20 protein-coding genes, 4 tRNA genes and 4 pseudogenes are annotated in these 18,655 nt (G+C 62.3%); 17 read left to right on the top strand and 11 right to left on the bottom strand.

Features of this window, described 5'->3' with window-relative positions:
• Positions 1–8 precede the first annotated feature (8 nt).
• From ACVWW3_RS15515 to ACVWW3_RS15505, 3 genes and pseudogenes are all read left to right on the top strand, one after another.
• Positions 9–581: pseudogene (locus ACVWW3_RS15515) on the top strand (methyl-accepting chemotaxis protein); the annotation flags it as partial.
• A gap of 250 nt (positions 582–831) precedes the next feature.
• The gene (locus tag ACVWW3_RS15510; protein ID WP_456649437.1) at positions 832–1,554 is read left to right on the top strand and encodes a class I SAM-dependent methyltransferase; all 723 of its coding nucleotides are present in this window, start codon (positions 832–834) and stop codon (positions 1,552–1,554) included.
• A gap of 310 nt (positions 1,555–1,864) precedes the next feature.
• Complete coding sequence (locus ACVWW3_RS15505) at positions 1,865–3,493, top strand: outer membrane protein assembly factor BamB family protein (RefSeq protein ID WP_456672015.1); 1,629 nt, start codon at positions 1,865–1,867, stop codon at positions 3,491–3,493.
• A 6-nt stretch (positions 3,494–3,499) separates the two neighbouring features.
• Here ACVWW3_RS15505 and ACVWW3_RS15500 read toward each other — a convergent pair whose 3' ends face one another.
• Positions 3,500–3,667 carry a hypothetical protein gene (locus ACVWW3_RS15500; RefSeq protein ID WP_456672014.1) on the bottom strand — a complete coding sequence of 56 codons (168 nt, stop codon included), beginning with the start codon at positions 3,665–3,667 and terminating at the stop codon, positions 3,500–3,502.
• A 36-nt stretch (positions 3,668–3,703) separates the two neighbouring features.
• Between ACVWW3_RS15500 and ACVWW3_RS15495 the strand changes: the two are divergent.
• Together ACVWW3_RS15495 and ACVWW3_RS15490 are read left to right on the top strand one after the other, a co-directional pair.
• Positions 3,704–4,118, top strand: a pseudogene (locus ACVWW3_RS15495) (GFA family protein).
• Between the two features lie 277 nt (positions 4,119–4,395).
• A complete protein-coding gene (locus ACVWW3_RS15490) occupies positions 4,396–4,596 on the top strand; it encodes a hypothetical protein (RefSeq protein ID WP_247353217.1) in 201 nt (66 codons plus the stop codon).
• 171 nt (positions 4,597–4,767) lie between these two features.
• On the opposite strand, the gene ACVWW3_RS15485 is transcribed toward ACVWW3_RS15490, so the two are convergent.
• From ACVWW3_RS15485 to ACVWW3_RS15475, 3 genes are all read right to left on the bottom strand, one after another.
• The gene (locus tag ACVWW3_RS15485) at positions 4,768–5,037 is read right to left on the bottom strand and encodes a hypothetical protein (protein WP_247353219.1); all 270 of its coding nucleotides are present in this window, start codon (positions 5,035–5,037) and stop codon (positions 4,768–4,770) included.
• 546 nt (positions 5,038–5,583) lie between these two features.
• Positions 5,584–5,658, bottom strand: a tRNA-Thr gene (locus tag ACVWW3_RS15480).
• 164 nt (positions 5,659–5,822) lie between these two features.
• Entirely contained in the window at positions 5,823–6,317 is a 495-nt protein-coding gene (locus ACVWW3_RS15475; protein ID WP_456672013.1) for a hypothetical protein, read from the bottom strand.
• Positions 6,318–6,621: 304 nt separating this feature from the next.
• Between ACVWW3_RS15475 and ACVWW3_RS15470 the strand changes: the two genes are divergently transcribed.
• Positions 6,622–7,110, top strand: coding sequence for a hypothetical protein (locus ACVWW3_RS15470; RefSeq protein WP_456672012.1), 489 nt, complete (start codon positions 6,622–6,624; stop codon positions 7,108–7,110).
• A 43-nt stretch (positions 7,111–7,153) separates the two neighbouring features.
• On the top strand, positions 7,154–7,666 hold the full coding sequence (locus ACVWW3_RS15465) for a hypothetical protein (RefSeq protein WP_247443364.1): 513 nt from the start codon (positions 7,154–7,156) through the stop codon (positions 7,664–7,666).
• Between the two features lie 63 nt (positions 7,667–7,729).
• Here ACVWW3_RS15465 and rlmB read toward each other — a convergent pair whose 3' ends face one another.
• Positions 7,730–8,560 (bottom strand): 23S rRNA (guanosine(2251)-2'-O)-methyltransferase RlmB, encoded by an 831-nt coding sequence (gene rlmB, locus ACVWW3_RS15460; protein ID WP_456649440.1) that lies wholly within the window; start codon positions 8,558–8,560, stop codon positions 7,730–7,732.
• Between the two features lie 205 nt (positions 8,561–8,765).
• On the opposite strand from rlmB, the gene ACVWW3_RS15455 reads away from it, so the two are divergent.
• The 3 genes from ACVWW3_RS15455 (at position 8,766) to ACVWW3_RS15445 (ending at position 10,425) form a co-directional block, all read left to right on the top strand.
• Positions 8,766–8,851, top strand: a tRNA-Tyr gene (locus ACVWW3_RS15455).
• 158 nt (positions 8,852–9,009) lie between these two features.
• Positions 9,010–10,269, top strand: a complete 1,260-nt coding sequence (locus ACVWW3_RS15450; RefSeq protein ID WP_456649441.1) for a hypothetical protein — start codon at positions 9,010–9,012, stop codon at positions 10,267–10,269.
• Between the two features lie 70 nt (positions 10,270–10,339).
• Positions 10,340–10,425: transfer RNA gene (locus ACVWW3_RS15445), tRNA-OTHER, on the top strand.
• A 176-nt stretch (positions 10,426–10,601) separates the two neighbouring features.
• Here ACVWW3_RS15445 and ACVWW3_RS15440 read toward each other — a convergent pair.
• Both ACVWW3_RS15440 and ACVWW3_RS15435 read right to left on the bottom strand, forming a co-directional pair.
• Complete coding sequence (locus ACVWW3_RS15440) at positions 10,602–10,796, bottom strand: hypothetical protein (protein WP_456672011.1); 195 nt, start codon at positions 10,794–10,796, stop codon at positions 10,602–10,604.
• Positions 10,793–11,278 carry a hypothetical protein gene (locus tag ACVWW3_RS15435; RefSeq protein ID WP_456672010.1) on the bottom strand — a complete coding sequence of 162 codons (486 nt, stop codon included), beginning with the start codon at positions 11,276–11,278 and terminating at the stop codon, positions 10,793–10,795. Before ACVWW3_RS15435 ends, ACVWW3_RS15440 begins: the two co-directional genes overlap by 4 nt.
• A 189-nt stretch (positions 11,279–11,467) precedes the next feature.
• Between ACVWW3_RS15435 and ACVWW3_RS15430 the strand changes: the two genes are divergently transcribed.
• Together ACVWW3_RS15430 and ACVWW3_RS15425 are read left to right on the top strand one after the other, a co-directional pair.
• A complete protein-coding gene (locus ACVWW3_RS15430) occupies positions 11,468–11,866 on the top strand; it encodes a hypothetical protein (RefSeq protein ID WP_456649443.1) in 399 nt (132 codons plus the stop codon).
• Positions 11,867–11,946: 80 nt separating this feature from the next.
• A pseudogene (locus tag ACVWW3_RS15425) lies at positions 11,947–12,195 on the top strand (GIY-YIG nuclease family protein); the annotation flags it as partial.
• Positions 12,196–12,219: 24 nt separating this feature from the next.
• On the opposite strand, the gene ACVWW3_RS15420 reads toward ACVWW3_RS15425, so the two are convergent.
• The 3 genes and pseudogenes from ACVWW3_RS15420 to ACVWW3_RS15410 form a co-directional block, all read right to left on the bottom strand.
• A complete protein-coding gene (locus tag ACVWW3_RS15420) occupies positions 12,220–13,251 on the bottom strand; it encodes an LLM class flavin-dependent oxidoreductase (RefSeq protein ID WP_456649444.1) in 1,032 nt (343 codons plus the stop codon).
• A gap of 194 nt (positions 13,252–13,445) precedes the next feature.
• Positions 13,446–13,618 (bottom strand): annotated as a pseudogene (locus ACVWW3_RS15415) (LysR family transcriptional regulator); the annotation flags it as partial.
• A gap of 5 nt (positions 13,619–13,623) precedes the next feature.
• On the bottom strand, positions 13,624–15,681 hold the full coding sequence (locus ACVWW3_RS15410; protein WP_456649445.1) for an ATP-dependent helicase: 2,058 nt from the start codon (positions 15,679–15,681) through the stop codon (positions 13,624–13,626).
• 128 nt (positions 15,682–15,809) lie between these two features.
• Between ACVWW3_RS15410 and ACVWW3_RS15405 the strand changes: the two genes are divergently transcribed.
• The gene (locus tag ACVWW3_RS15405; RefSeq protein WP_456649446.1) at positions 15,810–16,403 is read left to right on the top strand and encodes a TMEM175 family protein; all 594 of its coding nucleotides are present in this window, start codon (positions 15,810–15,812) and stop codon (positions 16,401–16,403) included.
• 6 nt (positions 16,404–16,409) lie between these two features.
• Here ACVWW3_RS15405 and ACVWW3_RS15400 read toward each other — a convergent pair whose 3' ends face one another.
• Positions 16,410–16,790 carry a YciI family protein gene (locus tag ACVWW3_RS15400; protein WP_247353231.1) on the bottom strand — a complete coding sequence of 127 codons (381 nt, stop codon included), beginning with the start codon at positions 16,788–16,790 and terminating at the stop codon, positions 16,410–16,412.
• Positions 16,791–16,993: 203 nt separating this feature from the next.
• Here ACVWW3_RS15400 and ACVWW3_RS15395 point away from each other — a divergent pair, with 203 nt between their 5' ends.
• The 4 genes from ACVWW3_RS15395 (at position 16,994) to ACVWW3_RS15380 (ending at position 18,602) form a co-directional block, all read left to right on the top strand.
• Complete coding sequence (locus ACVWW3_RS15395; RefSeq protein ID WP_247353233.1) at positions 16,994–17,179, top strand: hypothetical protein; 186 nt, start codon at positions 16,994–16,996, stop codon at positions 17,177–17,179.
• 350 nt (positions 17,180–17,529) lie between these two features.
• A tRNA-Gly gene (locus tag ACVWW3_RS15390) sits at positions 17,530–17,603 on the top strand.
• A 380-nt stretch (positions 17,604–17,983) separates the two neighbouring features.
• A complete protein-coding gene (locus ACVWW3_RS15385; RefSeq protein ID WP_456649447.1) occupies positions 17,984–18,178 on the top strand; it encodes a hypothetical protein in 195 nt (64 codons plus the stop codon).
• A 22-nt stretch (positions 18,179–18,200) separates the two neighbouring features.
• Positions 18,201–18,602 carry a hypothetical protein gene (locus ACVWW3_RS15380; protein WP_456649448.1) on the top strand — a complete coding sequence of 134 codons (402 nt, stop codon included), beginning with the start codon at positions 18,201–18,203 and terminating at the stop codon, positions 18,600–18,602.
• The last annotated feature ends 53 nt before the right edge of the window (positions 18,603–18,655 follow it).

Raw genomic sequence — 18,655 nt, 5'->3', positions numbered from 1 at the left:
TGCTGAAGGCCGTCACCCAGGCCCGCATCACGACGGAGCGCGTCAGCGAACTCTCGGTTGCGGCGACGCGCATCGGCGACGTCGTCGAGCTGATCAACACCATCGCCGGCCAGACCAACCTTCTGGCGCTGAACGCCACGATCGAGGCGGCACGTGCCGGCGAGGCCGGCCGCGGCTTCGCGGTCGTCGCCGCCGAGGTGAAGACCCTGGCCGAGCAGACCGCGAAAGCGACCGGCGAGATCAGCCAGCAGATTTCCGGCATCCAGACCGCGACCCAGGAATCCGTCAACGCGATCCGCGACATCTCCGCGACGATCGAGCGGCTCTCCGAGGTGTCGTCGACCATCGCCGCGGCCGTCGAGGAGCAGGGCGCCGCGACCCAGGAGATTTCGCGCAACGTGCAGCAGGCCGCGCACGGCACCCAGCAGGTCTCCACCAACATCACCGACGTGCAGCGCGGCGCGGTCGAGACCGGCTCGGCCTCCTCGCAGGTGCTCTCCAGCGCCAAGTTGCTGGCGACCGACAGCAACCGGCTGAAGGACGAAGTCGGGAAGTTCTTGCGGACCGTGCGCGCCGCGTAAGTCTGCGCGGCGGCTTTGGTCGCCGCGCGCGCTATCGCGCCAGCAGAAAACCGAACGCGATGACGAACAGCACGGCCGTCATGATGACGGCCGTCGCAGCGCCGGCGGCGATCCTGGCCTTCTCTTTGGCTGTGGTAGAGCGCATGGGCCCAGACGCGACGGATGACGTAAGCAGGTTCGTTTACGGACCATTTTGGACCGCTCGCTTTGCCTGTATACTGCGGTTGCGCCGGAAGTCACATCCCGTCCCATGATCGCCAATCGTCCACCTGTGCTCGCCCATGAGCGGTTCGCCGCCGACCGCGACAGTTTCGCGGGCCTCGACCTCGTCGCGCGGTTCGAGCGGTTCGAGCGGATCGAGCAGACGAACCTGTGGGGCGCCACCAGTTCGGTGTCAGGCCTCGGCTCGGAGGATGCCGCAACCGCCGCGATCCGCGAGGCGCTTCCGTTATTGCTGCAACGGCTCGGCGTGCGCTCGCTGCTCGATGCGCCTTGCGGCGATGCCGGCTGGATCGGCCGCATGAGGCTCGATCTCGACTACACGGGCATCGACATCGTGCCGTCGCTGATCGCGGCCAACAACGGGCGCGCGGCTCGCGGCGAACTGTCCGGCCGATTTCTCGTTGCCGACATCACGCGCGATGCACTGCCGTGCGCGGATGTCGTTCTGTGCCGGGACTGCCTGGTGCATTTGAGCTTCGACAACATCGTTCGTGCCGTCGACCGCTTCCGGACGAGTGGAGCGCGTTTCCTGCTGGTCACGACGTTTCCCGAATGGGACGGCAATCGCGATTGCGAGGACGGCGACTGGCGGGCGCTGAACATGGAGAAAGCGCCGTTCGATTGGCCGGCGCCGCGCGAACTGATCAGCGAGCGTTGCGAGGAGGGCGGTGGCGGCTGGCGCGACAAGAGCCTCGGGCTGTGGCGGCTGGATGAATTGCCGGATGGAGCCCGCATTGCCACGGATGTGTGACAGGCGCGAGCGGAACGTCCATTGCCTCGGTGCTGGCCGTCGCGATACACTTGTGGTTGTGTGAAGCGATCTCGCATTGCGGTGACGATGCCGGAGCACGCCATGAGGACGAGTTTTGTCGTAGCCGCTCTGTTGATCTGGTGCTCCGCGCCGGCACTGGCGCAGCAGGACGGCGCTGCGCTCTACGCAACACAGTGCGCACAGTGTCACGACGGCGACGTCCAAAACCGCGTGCCGGGCCGCAGCGCCATGCAGGCGATGTCGTTCGATCATGTGCTGGAGACTTTGACCTCCTGGCAGCATGTCAGCGATGGCGAAGGACCGCAGCGACGGAGAGCGCCGTGCAATTGCCGCCTTCGTCACCGGCAAGTCCGCGACCAGTGCCAGTGCGGTCGACGCGGAGGGACGCTGCACGCAGCAGGCCGGCGGCTTCCCGCAAACGCTGGACGGCCCGCGATGGAACGGATGGGGCGTTGACGTCAACAATAGTCGCTTCCAGCCGGCCGACATGGCCGGTCTGACCGCGGAGCAGGTGCCGCACCTGCGGCTGAAATGGACTTACGCGTTTCCCGGCGCCTCGGTATCCTTTGCGCCGCCAACCATCGTGGGCGGCCTGCTGTTCATCGGCGGCACCGACCGCAAGGTGCACGCGCTTGACGCGCGAAGCGGCTGCACGCTGTGGACATTCGCGGCCGATGCCGCCGTGCGCGCCGCGATCAGCTTTGCACAGCTTCCGGGCTCCGATCAGTTCGCGATCTTCTTCGGCGATTTGCGCGCCAACGCCTATGCCGTGAACGCGCTGACCGGCACGGTGATCTGGAAAACCAAGGTCGAGGAGCATGCGGCTGCGCGCATCACCGGCGCGCCGACGCTGTATTCCGGCGTGCTCTACGTGCCGGTGTCCTCGCTCGAGGAAGCCGTCGGCTCGCAGGCCTCTTACGAATGCTGTACCTTCCGCGGCAGCGTGGCGGCGCTGGACGCCGCGACCGGCAAGACAGTCTGGCAGGCCTATACGATTCCCGAAGCGCCGCATCCGACCGGCAAGAATGCGAGGGGCACGCAGCTATTCGGCCCGTCCGGCGCCGCCGTCTGGTCGGCTCCGACGATCGATCCGAAGCGCAGCGCGATCTATGTCGCGACCAGCAATTCCTACTCAAATCCGCCGTCCGCAACCAGCGACGCGATCCTCGCCTTCGATCTTGCGACAGGAAAGCTGCTCTGGAAGCAGCAGGCGACGCCGAAGGACGCCTATGTCGTGGCGTGCTACAGCGCGGACAAGACCAACTGTCCCGAGGATCACGGACCCGATCACGATTTCGGTCAGTCGCCAATTCTCGTGACCCTGCGCGACGACAGGCGCGTGCTCGTCATTGCGCAGAAATCCGGCGTCGTGCACGCGCTCGATCCCGATGACGGCGGCAAGATCCTGTGGCAGACGCGGATCGGGAAGGGCGGCCCGCTCGGCGGCAGCGAGTGGGGCTCGGCCGCCGACCAGGACCGCATCTATGTCGCGAACTCCGACGTGCGCTTTATGCGCGACGGCACGCGGCGGCTCGATTCCACCCAGGGCGGCGGTCTGTTCGGGGTCGACCTCGTCACTGGAAAGGTTGCAATGGAAGTGCCGCCGGTCGCCTGCGGTAACCGCCCCCAATGCAGCCCTGCGCTGTCGGCGGCGGTGAGCCTGATCCCGGGCGTCCTGTTCTCCGGCGGCGTCAGCGGCTTCCTGCGCGCCTACGCCACCGCCGACGGCAAGCTCTTGTGGGAGTTCGACACCGCGCAGGATTTCAAAGCCGTCAACGGTGTCCCCGCTTATGGCGGCGCAATCGACGGCCCGGGGCCGGTCATCGCCGGCGGCATGCTCTACACCAATTCCGGCTACGGCCAGTGGAGCGGCGTTGCCGGCAACGTACTGCTGGCGTTCGAGGTGGAGAAGAAGTGAGGGCCGTCATCGGCGCGACTTGCGGCAGGACAGGACCAGCACCATCGCCGCAGGTTGCCTGACTACGCTCTCGACCGCGGTCGCGATCTGCGTTCTGTATTCGGCGCCTGTCACGCCTGCCATGTACTCGCTCCTGGTGTAGGCGATCACGACGCCACCGGACATTCCGCGCAACGGGCGTTCGAAACGTGAGGAAGCGGAGTGTGCTCGATGATCGATGCCAGATGCAGTTGTGGGACCGGTCAGGCTTTCGCTTCCGGGTGCATCCAACCTGGTAGTCGCCTGTCATTGTATCGATTGCCGACGCCGAACCGGCGCGCCGTTCGGCGTCGGTGCCTTTTATCCGGTTGAGGTCGTCACGATCTCGGGCGCGCCGAAGGAATACGTCCGGCCAGCCGCAAGCGGCGGCAAGGTGCGCTTCCATTTCTGCACCGATTGCGGCTCAACCGTCTATTGGAAGGCGGACAACCTGCCCGCGCTGATCGGAGTCGCCGTCGGCACGATTGCGGACCCGAACTTCCCGGCCCCGATCAAATCGGTTTTCGAGCAGTCGAAACATGTGTGGGTCGAGATCGACGGCGCCGAGCATCTTCAAGGCGGGAGCGTGCGAAAATCGTCGAGCTGAGAGCCGCGCGTCAAAAGCTGGTGCCGGCTGAGGGGATTGGTCAGTTTAGCCGACAGGAAACACCGGGGATTGTGAGTTTTGGTGTTTGGTCGGAGGAGGAGCGCCCGCGGGCCGGTTCGTCCTCGGGCGTCGCCCATAGACCGATCTGGTCTTAGCGTACAAATTGCGAACGAGGGTGTTCCGCCAAGCGAACGCCCTCGTGCAATATTATTGCCCATTGGAACCTTGGAGGACCTGAAAAGATTTCCGGTATAGCGAATCATGAAGGAGGATTTTCATGAAGCGCCACCGGTTCAAACAGGACAGGACGCTAGGCGAGCGGCTTATCAACGAAGCGCGGCTAGCGAGAGAAAAGGCAGATCAATTCCCGGCAGACGACGCGGAGCGTGAAGTGTTTTTGAAGAAGGCCCGCGAATTCGATGCGGGCGCCAACATTGACGGATGGCTGAACTCGCGCGGATTGCAACCGCCGAAGTAAGGCGTATGATTCAGGCTAATTTACAACTGAGGGAGGTGCGCTTGGCAGCCGACCTGGTTTTGAAACTTGCCATCGTTGGACTGGGCGTCTTTTCGACGGTCTTAGTCTCTATGCTGTATTTCAATCTGTAAGAGAGAGGCCGCCTCAAAGGGGCGGCCTCGCCGTTAACAATCAGTACCGGCGATAGCCCCGGTGATAGCCATACGCACGGTGGTATCCGTAACCTCGACGCACGCCATAGCCATAGCGACCGACACCGTAGCCATACCGTCGATAGACCGGTGCCGTGCGGACACAGCCGTTCGGACCACAAACCAATGCGACGCTCTCAACGTTTGATGTTTGTCCGAGAGGGGCGAGCGGCATAGCCGATGCCGCACTAGCGGTGAACGCGGCGCCGCTGAGCGCGATTAGTCCAATGAGTGCGAACTTGAGTTTCATGGTGTCCTCCTATGGAGCGCTGGAACGCATGGCACGGTAGGAAGTTGCACATGAACGAGGGATGAGCAGGAACTTAATTTCCGGCAACAATCGTGAACCTGGACGAACGTCTGCAGAATTTCTACCGCGCGACAAATTGATCCACTTTACAAATCACAATCTGTGATTCCGCCGGGCAGCGCGCGCCGGGCCATTTTGTGCGCATAACCTAAGGACCATGTCTAATAGATCGATTTCATTATCTACCTAAAATCCACTCTCGCTGCGGCTTCAAGGAAATTGCTATCGGCCCAAACGCCTGCTTGGCCGCGGCGGGCACCCCACTGCACTTGAGCGATTTAAAGCCAACTTGGAGCAAATCTCGGGGAGCGGGGACAAGGTGGACCATCAGATTGGCGCTGCTTTCCGCGAGTTGGTCGACAGCGTCATTGTTATGCCGAGGAAGGCCGGGGAGCCTTACACAATCGAGACCCGTGGACGGCTGGCAGCGTTGATTAGGGACAAAGGGAGCCCCGATCGGTAAGGCTGCAATGTCGGCTAAATCGCTGGTGCCGGCTGAGGGGATTGAACCCCCGACCTTCGGTTTACAAAACCGCTGCTCTACCGCTGAGCTAAGCCGGCGACGCCTGGAAAGCGGGCAGGGCTCGGCAATGCGCCGAGTTTGTCCCCGTGCGCGCCGCAATATCAGACTTGGTTGGAAAGTGCCAGAACCCGCAAAGATCGTCGCGGGCATGAAACAGGCGGCCCGAAGGCCGCCTGTTCTGATTTGCTCGACTTATGCCACCTTATTGGCAGATGTGCTGGCGGCCGCCGTCGTCGCCCTTGACCCGGGTGCCGGGACGGCAAACGATGCCGTTGCGAGCCGCGTAGGTATCCCAATTGCCATACCAAGCTTGTCCGCCGCGGTTGTAGCTGCCGTAGCCGCCGGAATTGTCATAGGCGTACGAGTTGTCCCAGCTGCGGAACGGCGCCGAGGCAACGGCTGCCGCGGTCCCGACGGCGGCGCCTGCAACCGCGCCCGCAGTAGCCACCGGCCCGAAGCCGTTGTTCGCCCTGTTCACATCATTGTAGCGGTTCTGGTCGCGGTAGGCCGTTCGCCGATATTGTCGTTCTTGACGGCTGGTGGCGTAGGGACTGCCCCGTCCCATATTCTGGCAATTCGCGCTGGGGAACATGGATTGGCAAGCGGCGGGATTGGAGAAGGCCGCTTGACCAAGTGCGGGGCTTGCCAACGCGGTCGCAGCGATCGCGGCCGCGCCGATCAGTTTCAGGCTCATCATGGCATTCTCTCCATGTTGTTAGACCGTTGCTAAGTGCGACCGTCGGCAGCTCGTTCCGCAATTTGGCGCAAGTGCGGTCACATCGGCGTGAACCCGCAGGGGATGTGCATTTTGTGGCATGCAACCCATCCGTGGAGGCGTAAGCCGCGCCGTGGGCACGTTAATGCTTTGACAGCGCGCTCGCTTGCATTGAAGTGCTTTCCGATCCCTACACGTTAGGCTTACCGGAATTTTGCCGGCATCCCTTAACCCACTCGGCCCGACGATCCGATAGGTTGTGGACTGGATAACCGGGATCCTTTCCATGCGCGCCCTGGCGCTCGCAGCGCTTCTGATCGGACTGCCCGTAACCGCTTTTGCCGGCGGCGGCTTCGATATCGTCGTTCCCGGCCGCCCGGGCGTGCCCATCATCATCAACAACATCGACGCGTCCTATACCGTGATCGAGGGTACCTGGGGCCTGGGGAAGAACGTCCAGGTGCAGCCCACGATCTATGGCGGGCGCTATGTCGCCGAGCGGCAGCCTGCCGACGACGTCGGCCATTACTACCCGACGCTGGGCCTGCGGCCCGGCTATGGGCGGCTCGAGGTCGAGCCGTCCGCGAACCGCAAATTGCCGAAGCCGGCGGAGAGCTATCACCAGAGCTGGGGCGCGCAATCGGCGCCGCTGCCGGCGCAGATGGACGTGCCCGTCGATCCCCCGCCGGTGATCCTCGCGCCTGAGATCAACGAGCAGCCGCGGCGTCCTCGGCCGCGGCCACGTGCGGAGATGCCCGGCAGGCGGCCGGGTTAAGAAACGACAAAATCCAACAAACGAAAATCAACAGGAGAGAGTAATGCGTCAGATGATTTCGGGACTGGTCGCGGCGGCTGCCGTGATGTTCATCGGGGCCGCGCCGGCCGCGGCCTGCGGCTTCAATCCGTGCCAGCCGGTTGCGCCGGTCTATTCCGGCTGCAACACCGGCTGCGGGGGCTATGGCTATGGTGCCTATGAGCGTCTCGCCGAGCCGACCACGCAGTATTATTACGTCAACCAGGGCCCGACCTATACCGGCCCGGGCGCCTTCGCGCCGTATCCGACCTATCGTGAGGACGCGGTCGTTGCGCCAGCCAACTATGGCTACGGCCGTGGCTATGGCTATGGAAACGGCTATGGCTATCGTGCCGCCGCAGTCGCAGCCGGCGCCTATCCCTATCATCGGCCGTACTATCGTCCGTATCGCTACGGCTACGGCCCGCGCGCCGGCTATCTGCCGCGCACGCACTACGGCTACGGCCCGCGTTACGGCTATGCTCCTCGCCATGCGCCGTATTACGGCGGCCATCGCGTGCTGCGCCGGTATTACTGATCGCCTGATCGGCTGAGCCAACGAAGCGCCCGTCCGCGCGATGCGGACGGGCGTTTTGTTTTTTTAGGGCTTCATCAGCCCCAGCCGGCTTGCGCCGATATAGAGCGAGAGCACGGCGGCGTTCGACACGTTGAGGCTCTTGATCTCGCCGGGCATGTCCAGCCGCGCCACGACGCTGCAGGTGTCGCGGGTCAATTGCCGCAGGCCCTTGCCTTCCGCGCCCAGCACCAGCGCGAGCGGCTCGCGCAGCGTGACCTCGGAGAGATCCGCGCTGCCTTCACTGTCCAGCCCGACGGTCTGGAAACCGAGCTCGTTCAGCGTGGTCAGTGCGCGGGCGAGGTTTTGTACCGTCACGATCGGTACCAACTCCAGCGCGCCGGAGGCGGCCTTGGCCAGCACACCGGTCGCTTCCGGACTGTGGCGCGCGGTGGTGACGATCGCCTTCACGGCGAAGGCCGCAGCCGAGCGCAGGATGGCGCCGACATTGTGCGGATCGGTGATCTGGTCGAGCACCAGCACGATGCCGTCCTGCTCCAAATCCTCGATGTCGGGCGAGGGCAGGGGATCGGCCTCGGCGAGCAGGCCCTGGTGCACCGCGTCGGGCGACAGCAGCCGGTCGATCTCCTGGGGCCGGACGATCTCGGGCGTGACCGGGATTGCGATGTTCTCGTCCGCCAGACGCCTTGCGGCGTTCTCGGTCAGCGTCAGCTTGCGGATCTGCCGCTGGGGGTTGGCGAGCGCCATGGCGACGGTGTGCCAGCCATAGAGGATGACCGGCCCGTCGGTGTCCGAATCACGCTCGCACCAGGCCGGCCGGCCGGCCGATTTTCCGGGTTTTTTGAAGGGCTTACCGCCGCCGCGGTGACCCTTCGGGCCGAATTTTCGATCGTTCATAGGTCTGCTTGTGTCATGGGTCCCGGAATATGGCAATTTGGGTGCCTTCGATGGCCATTTTAGCTGGTCGGCTCGGTTGACTTTGCCCCACCGCTTCGCCCATAAACGCGGCCGGTCGCGTCCCTATCCGGGCTCTTGCGGCTTCATGTTCCATGGCCGTCTTCGGTCGCCGGAAAGGTCCGGCCCGATTGTGCTGCCGTCGAGCGGGGGAGTGTCCCGAGTGGCAAAGGGAGCTGACTGTAAATCAGCCGTCTTATGACTTCGAAGGTTCGAGTCCTTCTTCCCCCACCATCCTTTTCAATGGCTTAGATGAGATATGCTTCCCAAGCGCCCTGCGCGCCTCTGGGCTGGGAAGCTTATGGGAAGCATTGCATCCTCTTTCTCTTTTAGGGCGCAAGTAGTTCGCCGAATGTTCTAAGTTCGTTACGTGGTCGAACTCGGAGCACCGTGTGACAAAGCCGCGCGAGCCGAACATGCGCTTCGTTAGCGACGACGAGTTGGAGCAGGTTCTCCGTCGTGACGAACTCACGAACGAACATGTGAGGATGGCGCTAGCAACCGTGCGACACGGCCATAAGGCAGGTGAGTTGCTGGCCTACACGACGGCCCTGGTGCCAGATGCCGATCTCCTTGATGGGTCTTCACTCCGTACATTGGCGCGAGCCGATATCACCGAGGACGAAGCTGCGAAAGAAATAGAGAAGAACAAGGCGTTCTGTGTTCGATTGGCTGGCCTTCTTCCGTCGATCTTACGGCTGTTTGACAGCCGCAATAATCGGGCAGGAATCTTTCGCATGATTGATGACTGTCATAACGACTTTCACGTTACAGTGGTTTCTCGTCGTAAAGACCGGCAAACCAGAGAAATCAAAGAGGGTCTGGCGGACGCGATCAAATCTAGCCTCAAAGCGGCGGAAGCAATCGAGAACGCCACGCAATTTCTTAGTATCGAATATCAAAGATTTTGCGAGGTTTACTTTCTGGACGGGAAACAACAACGGCGTTATCTCGACGATTTGGTCGCACAGATGCGAATGTATTCAGGCGTCGCGGAAATTGTAGACTCCTTGATTGATCTGAATCCTCCGGGAACGTTTCGAACATTGTACCTTTCCGGCAATGACGCTCGCACAACGGTGGTCGAATACGCCTATCACATGTGTACAATGTGGAATGGTCCGAGATTGGTGACCACGCCAGGATCACAATTTGCGGACCTATGCTGCTTCCTCTTTGAAGCAGTAAGCGGTCAAGCCGACGAAGGGCTGTCCGGCGCCATCAATCGTTACGCACGCAGCGATGAACGTAAGCAATGGGATCGGGAGGGAGAGGAAGAAGACAGCGAAGATGACAATTTTCTTAGCCAAAAGGGAAAAATGAGGTCCGCCCAAGAAAACCTTAGGCTGTACGCTGCGATGGCTCGACATTCTGGACTTTCGGAAATGGCAAAAACACTCTTGGCGCTTAGGCTTCAAAACGAAGCCGACCGATACCAGGAGGCGAAAAACACCTACGGGCCGAACCAAGTATATCCTAGCCAAATGAATTCCGAGCAGATTGCGACCATGTTCGCGGGCGCCATCGAAAGTTGGCGTCCCGAAAGGCAAGAGGATTTCATCAAATTCATGGAAGGCGAAAAAACGACTTCGGAGGCGCTGGAAATCAGGTTAGGCGAATCACGGCGTGCGGCTCGCAATTCTTCGAGTTGACGGGTTGTGCGACTTCCTCGCGAATTAGCGTCAACTGAAGGTCTTACCGTTCGGCTATGCGTTGTTTCACCGCAGCGTAGCTTAACTGGATAAAGCCCTCGATGTTCGTCAGTGTATGTGGTCGAGACGATGCAGGTTCGACTCCTGCCGCTGTGCCAAATTCAACCTTCGCGCCCCACCTTCGCGGCTCTTCGCATCCCTTCGCACCCGTGTGCTTCGCACCCCCCTTATAACCCCCGCCGGGGCACGAACCTCGGCTGGTGCGAAGGCACCTAGCCGGTTCTTACCCCGGCAAGTGAGCAGAAGAGGGCATTCGTTCGTCGATCTCATAGTTAGTTCGCGACTTGCTCCTCCGGCAAAAACTGACTCATTTTCTCGGCGAGCCATTCAAAATCGCGACCGATGAAACTGTCATTTCGTTCGCGTCGCAGTTCGCGGACGCCGCTTTCAAGAATGCTCCAGCTTCGTGCAATCGCAATACACCAGCCGTCGAAGTATTCGAGGGGAAGCAGCCCCCTGCGGATCATCGTTCCGACCGTTTCGAACGAACGAGTAACTGCTTCAGATGCGATTTCCTGATTTTTAGGGTCCATTCCTTGCGAGGCTTTTCATACAGCGTTTCGAACCGAACTAAGAACCCACGCATTTTTACGATTTCCGAATCCTCTACGATATCGACCGCGACCTTAAAAGATTGCGCCCAGATCGTTTTATTGAGGGCTTGTTGCGCTGCATCCTGCGCGTCTGCCGTCCGTTTCATTTCCGCGCGCGTTTCTTTCAACTCTTGCCGTTGGAGAGCTAGCTCTTGCCGCTGTAGAAGGATTGCGAAGATCACGCCTGTAAACGCAAGACCTGAAAACAGCGCATTGACACTACCAAACAGGTCGCCGACCTGACCACGCTCGGCCCAGTCCTTGAGTGGGAGTAAGCCAATAACAATAGGTGTTGCCGCCCAGAGGGCCGCGACGGCCAAGAGCGTCCAGATTATAGCCTTTCGTGAAATATCCATTTTCGACTCTGCCAAGCATCCTCAACCGGCGCAATTAACGCAAACCGGAATGAGATTGCCAATCCCTTTCGGGCAGCAAATGCCGTCCACTGCCGTGCCTGCCCCGGGGAACGGGTTGAACCAGCCCTATGGCGGATAAGCCCGGGCACCGACTAGGATGCCGCTGAGAAAATGCGCAGGAGGATTCAAGTGCGAACATATCTCGCAATGCTGACTTTGGTCTGGACGTTTGTTCCAGCGGTGTCGGTTGCTGACGTTTTGAAATGTAAGATCGACGGCTACCGGGAAGATGTATTCATAACCACGTCGCCCGACACCAACTCCGATGATGGTCAATTTGGGCGCGTTGGGATTTCACCCGGTCTCGGTAACAAGGCCATTGTATTTCATGATCGTATGGGCGCGACCGTTTTTGTCGAATTAAATGGCGGCGGAACGCCGATAGGTCTCATCACCGTGGCCGCCAACATGCGGGTGGTCGAGTCCTTCTTCCCCCACCAGCCTTCGCTCGCTTCGCGAGCTACGGCTCGGCAGTGTCCATGGCGCGAAACGAGCGAAGGCTGTTGCGCCGTAGCCCGAAGGGCGTAGGCGGACCGTCGAATTGATACGGATGCCGCTATCATCCTCCACACGAGCCTGAAGCTTCATGCGACCGCGGCTGCGTGCACATGTTCTACGTGTACATTCTCAGGAGCAAAAGCGACCCCGATCGTTATTACGTCAGCCTGACGTCTGATCTTCGTGCTCGCCTCAAGAAGCACAATGCCGGTGACGTTCCTCACACCTCAACGTTCACTCCGTGGGAGCTCAAGACCTATGTTGCGTTCTCGGATGAGCGGCAGGCCGTTGCCTTTGAGAAGTATTTGAAGTCAGCCTCCGGCCGGGCATTGCCAAGAAGCGCCTCTAAAAAGCGCATCAGACTGACACACGGCGGCGAATACTCACCCCATCATCTCCCGCACCATCGGCATCACCTTCCGCCCGTAAAGCTCGATGCTCGTCATCAGCTTCTCGTGCGGTAGCGGGCCCGCCGAATACTTCAGCTGAAACCGCGCAACGCCCAGCGCCTTTGCGGTCTTCGCGATCTTGCGCGCGACCGTCTCCGGCGAGCCGACATAGAGCGAACCGTGCTCGGCCTCGTTCACGAACTCGTCGCGGTCCATTGGCGGCCAGCCGCGCTCCTTGCCGATGCGGTCGCGCATCGCCTTGTAGTCGGGCCACAGTTCTTCGCGCGCCTGTTCGTCGGTCTCGGCGACATAGCCGGGCGAGTGCACGCCGATCGGCTTTGCCGGGCGGCCCAACTCCCTGAACGCGCGGTGATAGAGATCGACGAAGGGTGCGAAACGCGCGGGATCGCCGCCGATGATCGCGAGCATCAAGGGCAGGTCGTAATGCGCGGCGCGCACCACCGATTGCGGGCTGCCGCCGACGCCGATCCAGGTCTTTAGCGTGCCGTTCTCGACCGGGGGATAGACGAGCTGGCCCTTGAGCGGCGGACGCAGCTTGCCTTCCCAGGTCACCGGCTCTTGCGACAGCAGGGCCGTGAACAGGTCGAGCTTCTCCTCGAACAAAGCCTCGTAAGCCCGCAAATCAAAGCCGAACAGCGGAAAGGACTCCGTGAACGAGCCGCGGCCGAGGATCACCTCGGCGCGCCCGTTCGAGAGCGCGTCCAGCGCCGCAAAGCGCTGGAAGACGCGGATCGGATCGTCCGAGCTCAGCACCGTCACGGCCGAGCCGAGATGGATCCGCTTGGTACGCGACGCGATCGCTGCCAGCACGGTCTCCGGTGAGGAGATCGCGAAGTCGGCACGGTGATGTTCGCCGAGGCCGATGAAGTCGAGGCCGAGCTCGTCGGCCAGCACCGCCTCGTCGACGACGTTGCGGATCACCTGCGCGTGCGGAAGCATCGCGCCGGAAGTGTCCCTGGTGACGTCGCCAAAGGTATCCAGTCCGAATTCGAGCGGTGCGGTCATTGATGAGGTCTCTGCGGGCGCAACTGGCGCCTGTCACTGTAGGAGGGAATCGCTTTGGGGTGGAGCTAGGCGGCAGTGACCGGCGCAACAATGCTGCTTCGCGAAACGCAGCGTTTCCGCTTTTTCATCGTGTCGGGCTCGCCCGCGCCTTCAGCCGGGCCGGGCGAACGTATCGACCAGGGTCTCGCGCAGCCAGCGCTGTAGTGATTGACGGTCGCGACCAGATTGCGCGACAGCCCGCGCGAGGCGAGGAAGAGGTCGTAGGACGGCAGGGTCTTGCCGGCGAGGCTCACATCGACATGTCCCGCATTCAGGAAGCTGCGCGAGCTCAGCCGCACATCGCCGAGAGCGGATGGCCGCGCCGCACCGGCGCTACCGCCACATCCCGCGCATCCGTGCGCCGATGTCGACCTTCGGGCCCTGCGCCGCTGTGCGGGCCGCGCCCGCTGCGGCCTTTGGCCAGGCGGTGCGTTCGAACAGATAGACCAGCTGCTCCGGGATGAAGCGGGTGCGCGAGGCGTAGACGTGGCGGTCGCCCTTGGCGGCCTGGCCGTGGGTGAAGAAGCGCTGCGGCACCACGAGGTGCAGATCGTCCTTGGCGCGGGTCATCGCGACATAGAGCAGGCGGCGCTCCTCCTCGAGCTCCGCGCTGGTGCCGGCACCGAGATCGGACGGCATGCAGCCGTCGACGACGTTGAGCACGAACACCGACTTCCACTCCTGGCCCTTGGCCGAATGGATGGTGGAGAGGATCAGATAGTCCTCGTCACGAAGAGGAGGCCCGGATTTGTCGCTGGTCGCATCCGGCGGATCGAGCGTGAGCTCGGTCAGGAATTTCTCGCGCGAGGCATAGCCGCTCGCGATCTGCTCGAGCTGCATCAAATCGGCGCGGCGCGTCTCGGAATCTTCGTGGAGGCGATCGAGATGCGGTTCGTACCAGAGCCGCACGCGTTCGAGATCCGTCGGCCATTCCGAGTAACGCAAATTTTCGATGGTGCGGACGAAGTCGGTCCAGTCGGCGCCGGTGCGAGCTGGCACCGGAAACTGGCCGAGCGCGGCAAGCGGATCGGTGCTCTCCGCCATCTGGTCGAGCACGCGCTGCGCCGTCGCAGGACCGATGCCCGGCAACAGATGCAGAATGCGAAAGCCGGCGACGCGGTCGCGCGGATTCTCTGTGAAGCGCAGCAGCGCCAGCACGTCCTTGACGTGGGCTGCATCGAGGAATTTCAGCCCGCCGAACTTGACGAAGGGAATGTTGCGGCGGGTGAGCTCGATCTCCAGCGGACCCGAATGCGAGGACGTCCGGAACAGCACCGCCTGATGCTTCAGGAGCGCGCCTTGCTCGCGGTTGGCCAGCACCTCCTCGACGATGTAACGGGCCTGGTCGGCCTCGTCATGCACGGTGACGAGCTGGGGTTTTTGCGTGGAGGCGCGGTCGGTCCAGAGGTTTTTCGTGAAGCGCTCGCGGGCGAGGCCGATGACGCCGTTGGCCGCCGCCAGCACGGTCTGCGTCGAGCGGTAATTGCGGTCGAGCGTGATCATCTCGGCGCGGGGCGAGAAGCTTTGCGGGAAGTCCAGGATGTTGCGGACAGTCGCGGCGCGGAACGAGTAGATCGACTGGGCGTCGTCGCCGACGACGGTGAGGCCGCGTCCGTCCGGCTTCAGCGCCAGCAGGATCGAGGATTGCAGGCGGTTGGTGTCTTGGTATTCGTCGACCAGCACATGATCGAAGCGGCCACCGATTTCGTCCGCGATCAGCGCATCGCTCATCATCTGCGACCAGTAGAGCAGGAGGTCGTCGTAATCGAGCACGTGCTGGGCCTGCTTGGCCTCGACATAGGCCGCGAACAGGCCCTTCAGCTCGGCCGCCCAGCCTGCGCACCAGGGATAGTGCTGGCCCAGCACCTTCTCGATCTCCATCTCGGCATTGACGCAGCGCGAGTAGATCGACAGGCACGTGCCCTTGGCCGGAAAGCGGCTCTCGGTCTTCGACAATCCGCGCTCGTGCCGGACCAGGTTCATCAGGTCGGCGGAATCCTCGCGGTCGTGGATGGTGAAGGAAGGATCGACGCCGATTCGCTCGGCATATTCGCGCAGCAACCGTGCGCCGATGCCGTGAAACGTGCCGGCCCAGGTGAGCGCGTCGCGCATGATCGCGGCATTGTTCTCGCCGAGCACTTTTCGCGAGATGCGCTCGACCCGGCCGGCCATCTCGGCCGCGGCGCGGCGCGAGAACGTCATCAAGAGGATGCGGCGCGGATCGGCGCCGGCGACGATCAGATGTGCGACGCGGTGGGCCAGCGTGTTGGTCTTGCCGGACCCGGCGCCGGCAATGACCAGCAGAGGGGCGCCCACGGTCGCACCATCGGCCACGCCATGCTCCACGGCGCGGCGCTGCTCCGCATTTAGCGTGTCCAGATATGTCGCCACGAATCGCCCCGGTGAAAGGCCGAGAGTCGGCCATCTCGTTGCGAATCGCAATGCGGCTGGACGGAACCGATGTTAAGACCTAGGGACAAGACCGCCTTAAGTTCCAACCCGAAAAGCGCGCACCCGGCATGACCGAGCCCAAGCCCGAACAGTTCGAGATGCGGCGGCTGGAATCACTCAGCAACACCATCTTTGGCGTCGCCATGACGCTGCTGGCCTACGACTTGCCGAAAGCCGCCGTCTTCACCAGCGCGCCCGACTGGAACGATCTCGCCCGGGTCTATTCCGGCAAGCTCGCCGGCCTCGCGCTCAGCTTCATCATCGCCGGCGTGTTCTGGATCAGCCATCACCGGCGATTGGTGCGCCAGCCCGTCGGCAGCCGCGGCGCGGTGATCCTCAATCTGTTCTTCCTGCTCTCGATCGTACTGCTGCCGGTGACCAACGGTCTCTACACCAACTTCCCCATGAGCAGCGCGGTCGCCGTGCTCTACGGCCTGCACCTGACTGCGATCGCCGGTCTCAATGCCTGGCTGTGGTGGAGGATTCTTGGCGGCTGGCGCCACGAGATCATGGCCTCGATGTTTCCGCTGCTGGTATTCATCCCGGGCACGATCGTTGCGGCGTTCGCGCCGCATGTCGCGCCCTTCCTGTGGTTCATCGCCTTCGGCGGGCTGCTGATCCAGCGCTTCTATGTCGGGCCGCCGACCAACCCGGACGCGTAAGGCGGCTCACCCTTGTGTCGCACCGAACCCATCGGCCGGCACGTAGAGCTTGACCGGGCGGATTTCGTAGACCGCCGTCGGATTGACCTGGCGCAGCGTCCGTGCCGCTGCGATCGCCTCCTCGTCAGTGTCGAACTCCATGAGATGGAAGCCCAGGAGCTGCTCCTTGGTCTCGGCAAACGGGCCGTCCAGCACCACGCCCGCGCCCGGGCCACGCAAGGTGCGGGCCTTGCGGGTCTCATCCAGACGGGCGGCCGGCCCGAAATGTCCGCTCGCCCTCAAGGTCGCCTGAACCTCCAGGACCTTGGTCACGACCGCGGTGTCCTTCTCGGGCGTCCACGACAAGATCTCGTCTTCCACGTGATAGGCCAGGATGGCGTAAAGCATCGTTTCCTCGTTGATTTTGCTGCGCGCAGCTCAAAGGACGTATCACGATGGCTGGGGCCGACAATGGCGGTGAGGAAAATATTGCGTCGTGCCGGCCTCGATGAAACCGTTCTGAAACCCGATTGCGTGCCGGCCGGGTGAACGCTGCCCCAAGCCAGGACGACTGATGGCCACAAGAACACGGAAGGCGATCGGAGGCGGCAATGTCGGGTCACACCATCAAGATCATTTGCGACGCGCGGCGGGCGGCGCAATCGGAGCCTGCCGATTTGCACGACCAGAGCGGTCACCATCGCTATTACGGCAGCTCGGTGGAGAACGGCGGCGAGCGGATCGCCGAAAGCCGCGGCGGCAAGCGCCCGCGCGCCTTCAATGTCTGCGGTTTCTGAAGGCTTCGGCGAGACCGGCCTGAGCGGCGCCAACGAAAAAGGCGCGGCGGGGAAGCCCCGTCGCGCCCGATTTCTTGCTCGCTGGTCCAGGGCTGAGAGCGCCCTGATGCCAAGCCTTTATTCAAAGCTTAGCGGGCGATCCCAGCGAGGTGACAGCGTTTGGTAAGACACACTGGATCACCTCCTTTCGTTGGTTTCGGAAGAGCTCAATATAGGCGGCAATGCCACCGTTGTTAAGAGGAGGCGGGTCGGGAGGAACCGAGGGCTGTTCGCAAGGCCGTGCAGGCGCCGGACAAGCCGTTTCCTGAGCAGTTGAGACCGCCGCCCGGCCGTGTTAGGGAGCCCCTGTCGCGGGTGTAGCTCAATGGTAGAGTAGCAGCCTTCCAAGCTGAATACGAGGGTTCGATTCCCTTCACCCGCTCCATTTCCCGATTTTCTGCATTAATCTACGATCTGGTGCGACCGTGTCCGCTCGATGGTTTCGGGCAAGCGCCGCTATGACCATCGCTGCGGAGAGTTAGTCGTTTGCGCCGTGCTCCCTGGGGTGTTGGTGTCAGTGCCGTCGGGCGGGACAGGGGCAGATTTCGCCGCGGCGCTTGATCCGCCGCCATTGTTGTCCGAAGGGGTGTTCAGGCTCGACGCGCCGGCTCCCGTTTGTTCCGCCTGCAGGCGATGTCGTCGCAGCTTGCTTGGGACGCTCGGACGGACGCCGTAGGCAACGTGCAAATTTTTCAGATCATTAACAATGTTGAATCACAGGGCGAAGCGATTGCCCTAGCGTGAACCTTTCCGCTGGGGCTTTCCATGATCGATACCGCGACCAAAGCGTTGTTGCGCACCGTTCTTGACGAGGTGTGTGAAGGTGTTTCCCGCTATGAGATCGGCGCCCGTACCCACGTGGCGTCGAAGCTTCTGGAGACTGCAAGCAGGGGCGACATCTCTGCGGATTGCCTCAAACAGGCTGCCCGCAATGCCCTCTCTGAAGTTCCGATGATGTGACGATGGCCATGTGGGGGCGGGGGTGAATTTCCACGTTACGGTCCTCAAGATCCTGGTGAGCTACCCGGATGGGTTCGCTGACATGGAGGATCTCAAGCGGGATATGGCCATCCTGGCGACCAGCGGTCGCGACTGGACGGAGCGCACCAGACGGCTCGGCGGGCGGATGCCGGGGCTCGACATCTTTTCGCAAGGGCTGATCGACCGGACAAATGGCGGGTGGCGCATCACGGCCAAGGGCCGCGCCGTGCTCGATCTCTTGGAGGCTCGTCCGCACCAAGCGCCGATCGCCGCCCAAGAACTCCAGTCAGAGCCGGAGCTTGCCCCGGCGATCTCGCGGCACTTTCCGGCGGAGAGGGTTAGAGACCGGCTTGCTGCGCGCCGTCACCGGCGCAACGCCCGCAAACAGGCTCGGGCGTCCTAGCGAGGAACGAGCGTCGCTCCTGTAGCTTGAGCAAACGCCTCGTGATGGAAAAC

The organism is Bradyrhizobium sp. LM2.9, assembly GCF_054056555.1.
The sequence above is the reverse complement of the archived record's forward strand: the minus strand, read 5'-3'. Positions and strand labels throughout refer to the sequence as shown.

Excerpts from the sequence above, each read along its gene's own strand:
- ACVWW3_RS15510 (WP_456649437.1), top strand. The coding sequence starts at position 832 with ATGATCGCCAATCGTCCACCTGTGCTCGCCCATGAGCGGTTCGCCGCC.
- ACVWW3_RS15505 (WP_456672015.1), top strand. The coding sequence starts at position 1,865 with ATGGCGAAGGACCGCAGCGACGGAGAGCGCCGTGCAATTGCCGCCTTC.
- ACVWW3_RS15490 (WP_247353217.1), top strand. The coding sequence starts at position 4,396 with ATGAAGCGCCACCGGTTCAAACAGGACAGGACGCTAGGCGAGCGGCTT.
- ACVWW3_RS15485 (WP_247353219.1), bottom strand. The coding sequence starts at position 5,037 with ATGAAACTCAAGTTCGCACTCATTGGACTAATCGCGCTCAGCGGCGCC.
- ACVWW3_RS15475 (WP_456672013.1), bottom strand. The coding sequence starts at position 6,317 with ATGATGAGCCTGAAACTGATCGGCGCGGCCGCGATCGCTGCGACCGCG.
- ACVWW3_RS15470 (WP_456672012.1), top strand. The coding sequence starts at position 6,622 with ATGCGCGCCCTGGCGCTCGCAGCGCTTCTGATCGGACTGCCCGTAACC.
- ACVWW3_RS15465 (WP_247443364.1), top strand. The coding sequence starts at position 7,154 with ATGCGTCAGATGATTTCGGGACTGGTCGCGGCGGCTGCCGTGATGTTC.
- rlmB (WP_456649440.1), bottom strand. The coding sequence starts at position 8,560 with ATGAACGATCGAAAATTCGGCCCGAAGGGTCACCGCGGCGGCGGTAAG.
- ACVWW3_RS15440 (WP_456672011.1), bottom strand. The coding sequence starts at position 10,796 with ATGATCCGCAGGGGGCTGCTTCCCCTCGAATACTTCGACGGCTGGTGT.
- ACVWW3_RS15435 (WP_456672010.1), bottom strand. The coding sequence starts at position 11,278 with ATGGATATTTCACGAAAGGCTATAATCTGGACGCTCTTGGCCGTCGCG.
- ACVWW3_RS15420 (WP_456649444.1), bottom strand. The coding sequence starts at position 13,251 with ATGACCGCACCGCTCGAATTCGGACTGGATACCTTTGGCGACGTCACC.
- ACVWW3_RS15405 (WP_456649446.1), top strand. The coding sequence starts at position 15,810 with ATGACCGAGCCCAAGCCCGAACAGTTCGAGATGCGGCGGCTGGAATCA.
- ACVWW3_RS15400 (WP_247353231.1), bottom strand. The coding sequence starts at position 16,790 with ATGCTTTACGCCATCCTGGCCTATCACGTGGAAGACGAGATCTTGTCG.
- ACVWW3_RS15395 (WP_247353233.1), top strand. The coding sequence starts at position 16,994 with ATGTCGGGTCACACCATCAAGATCATTTGCGACGCGCGGCGGGCGGCG.
- ACVWW3_RS15385 (WP_456649447.1), top strand. The coding sequence starts at position 17,984 with ATGATCGATACCGCGACCAAAGCGTTGTTGCGCACCGTTCTTGACGAG.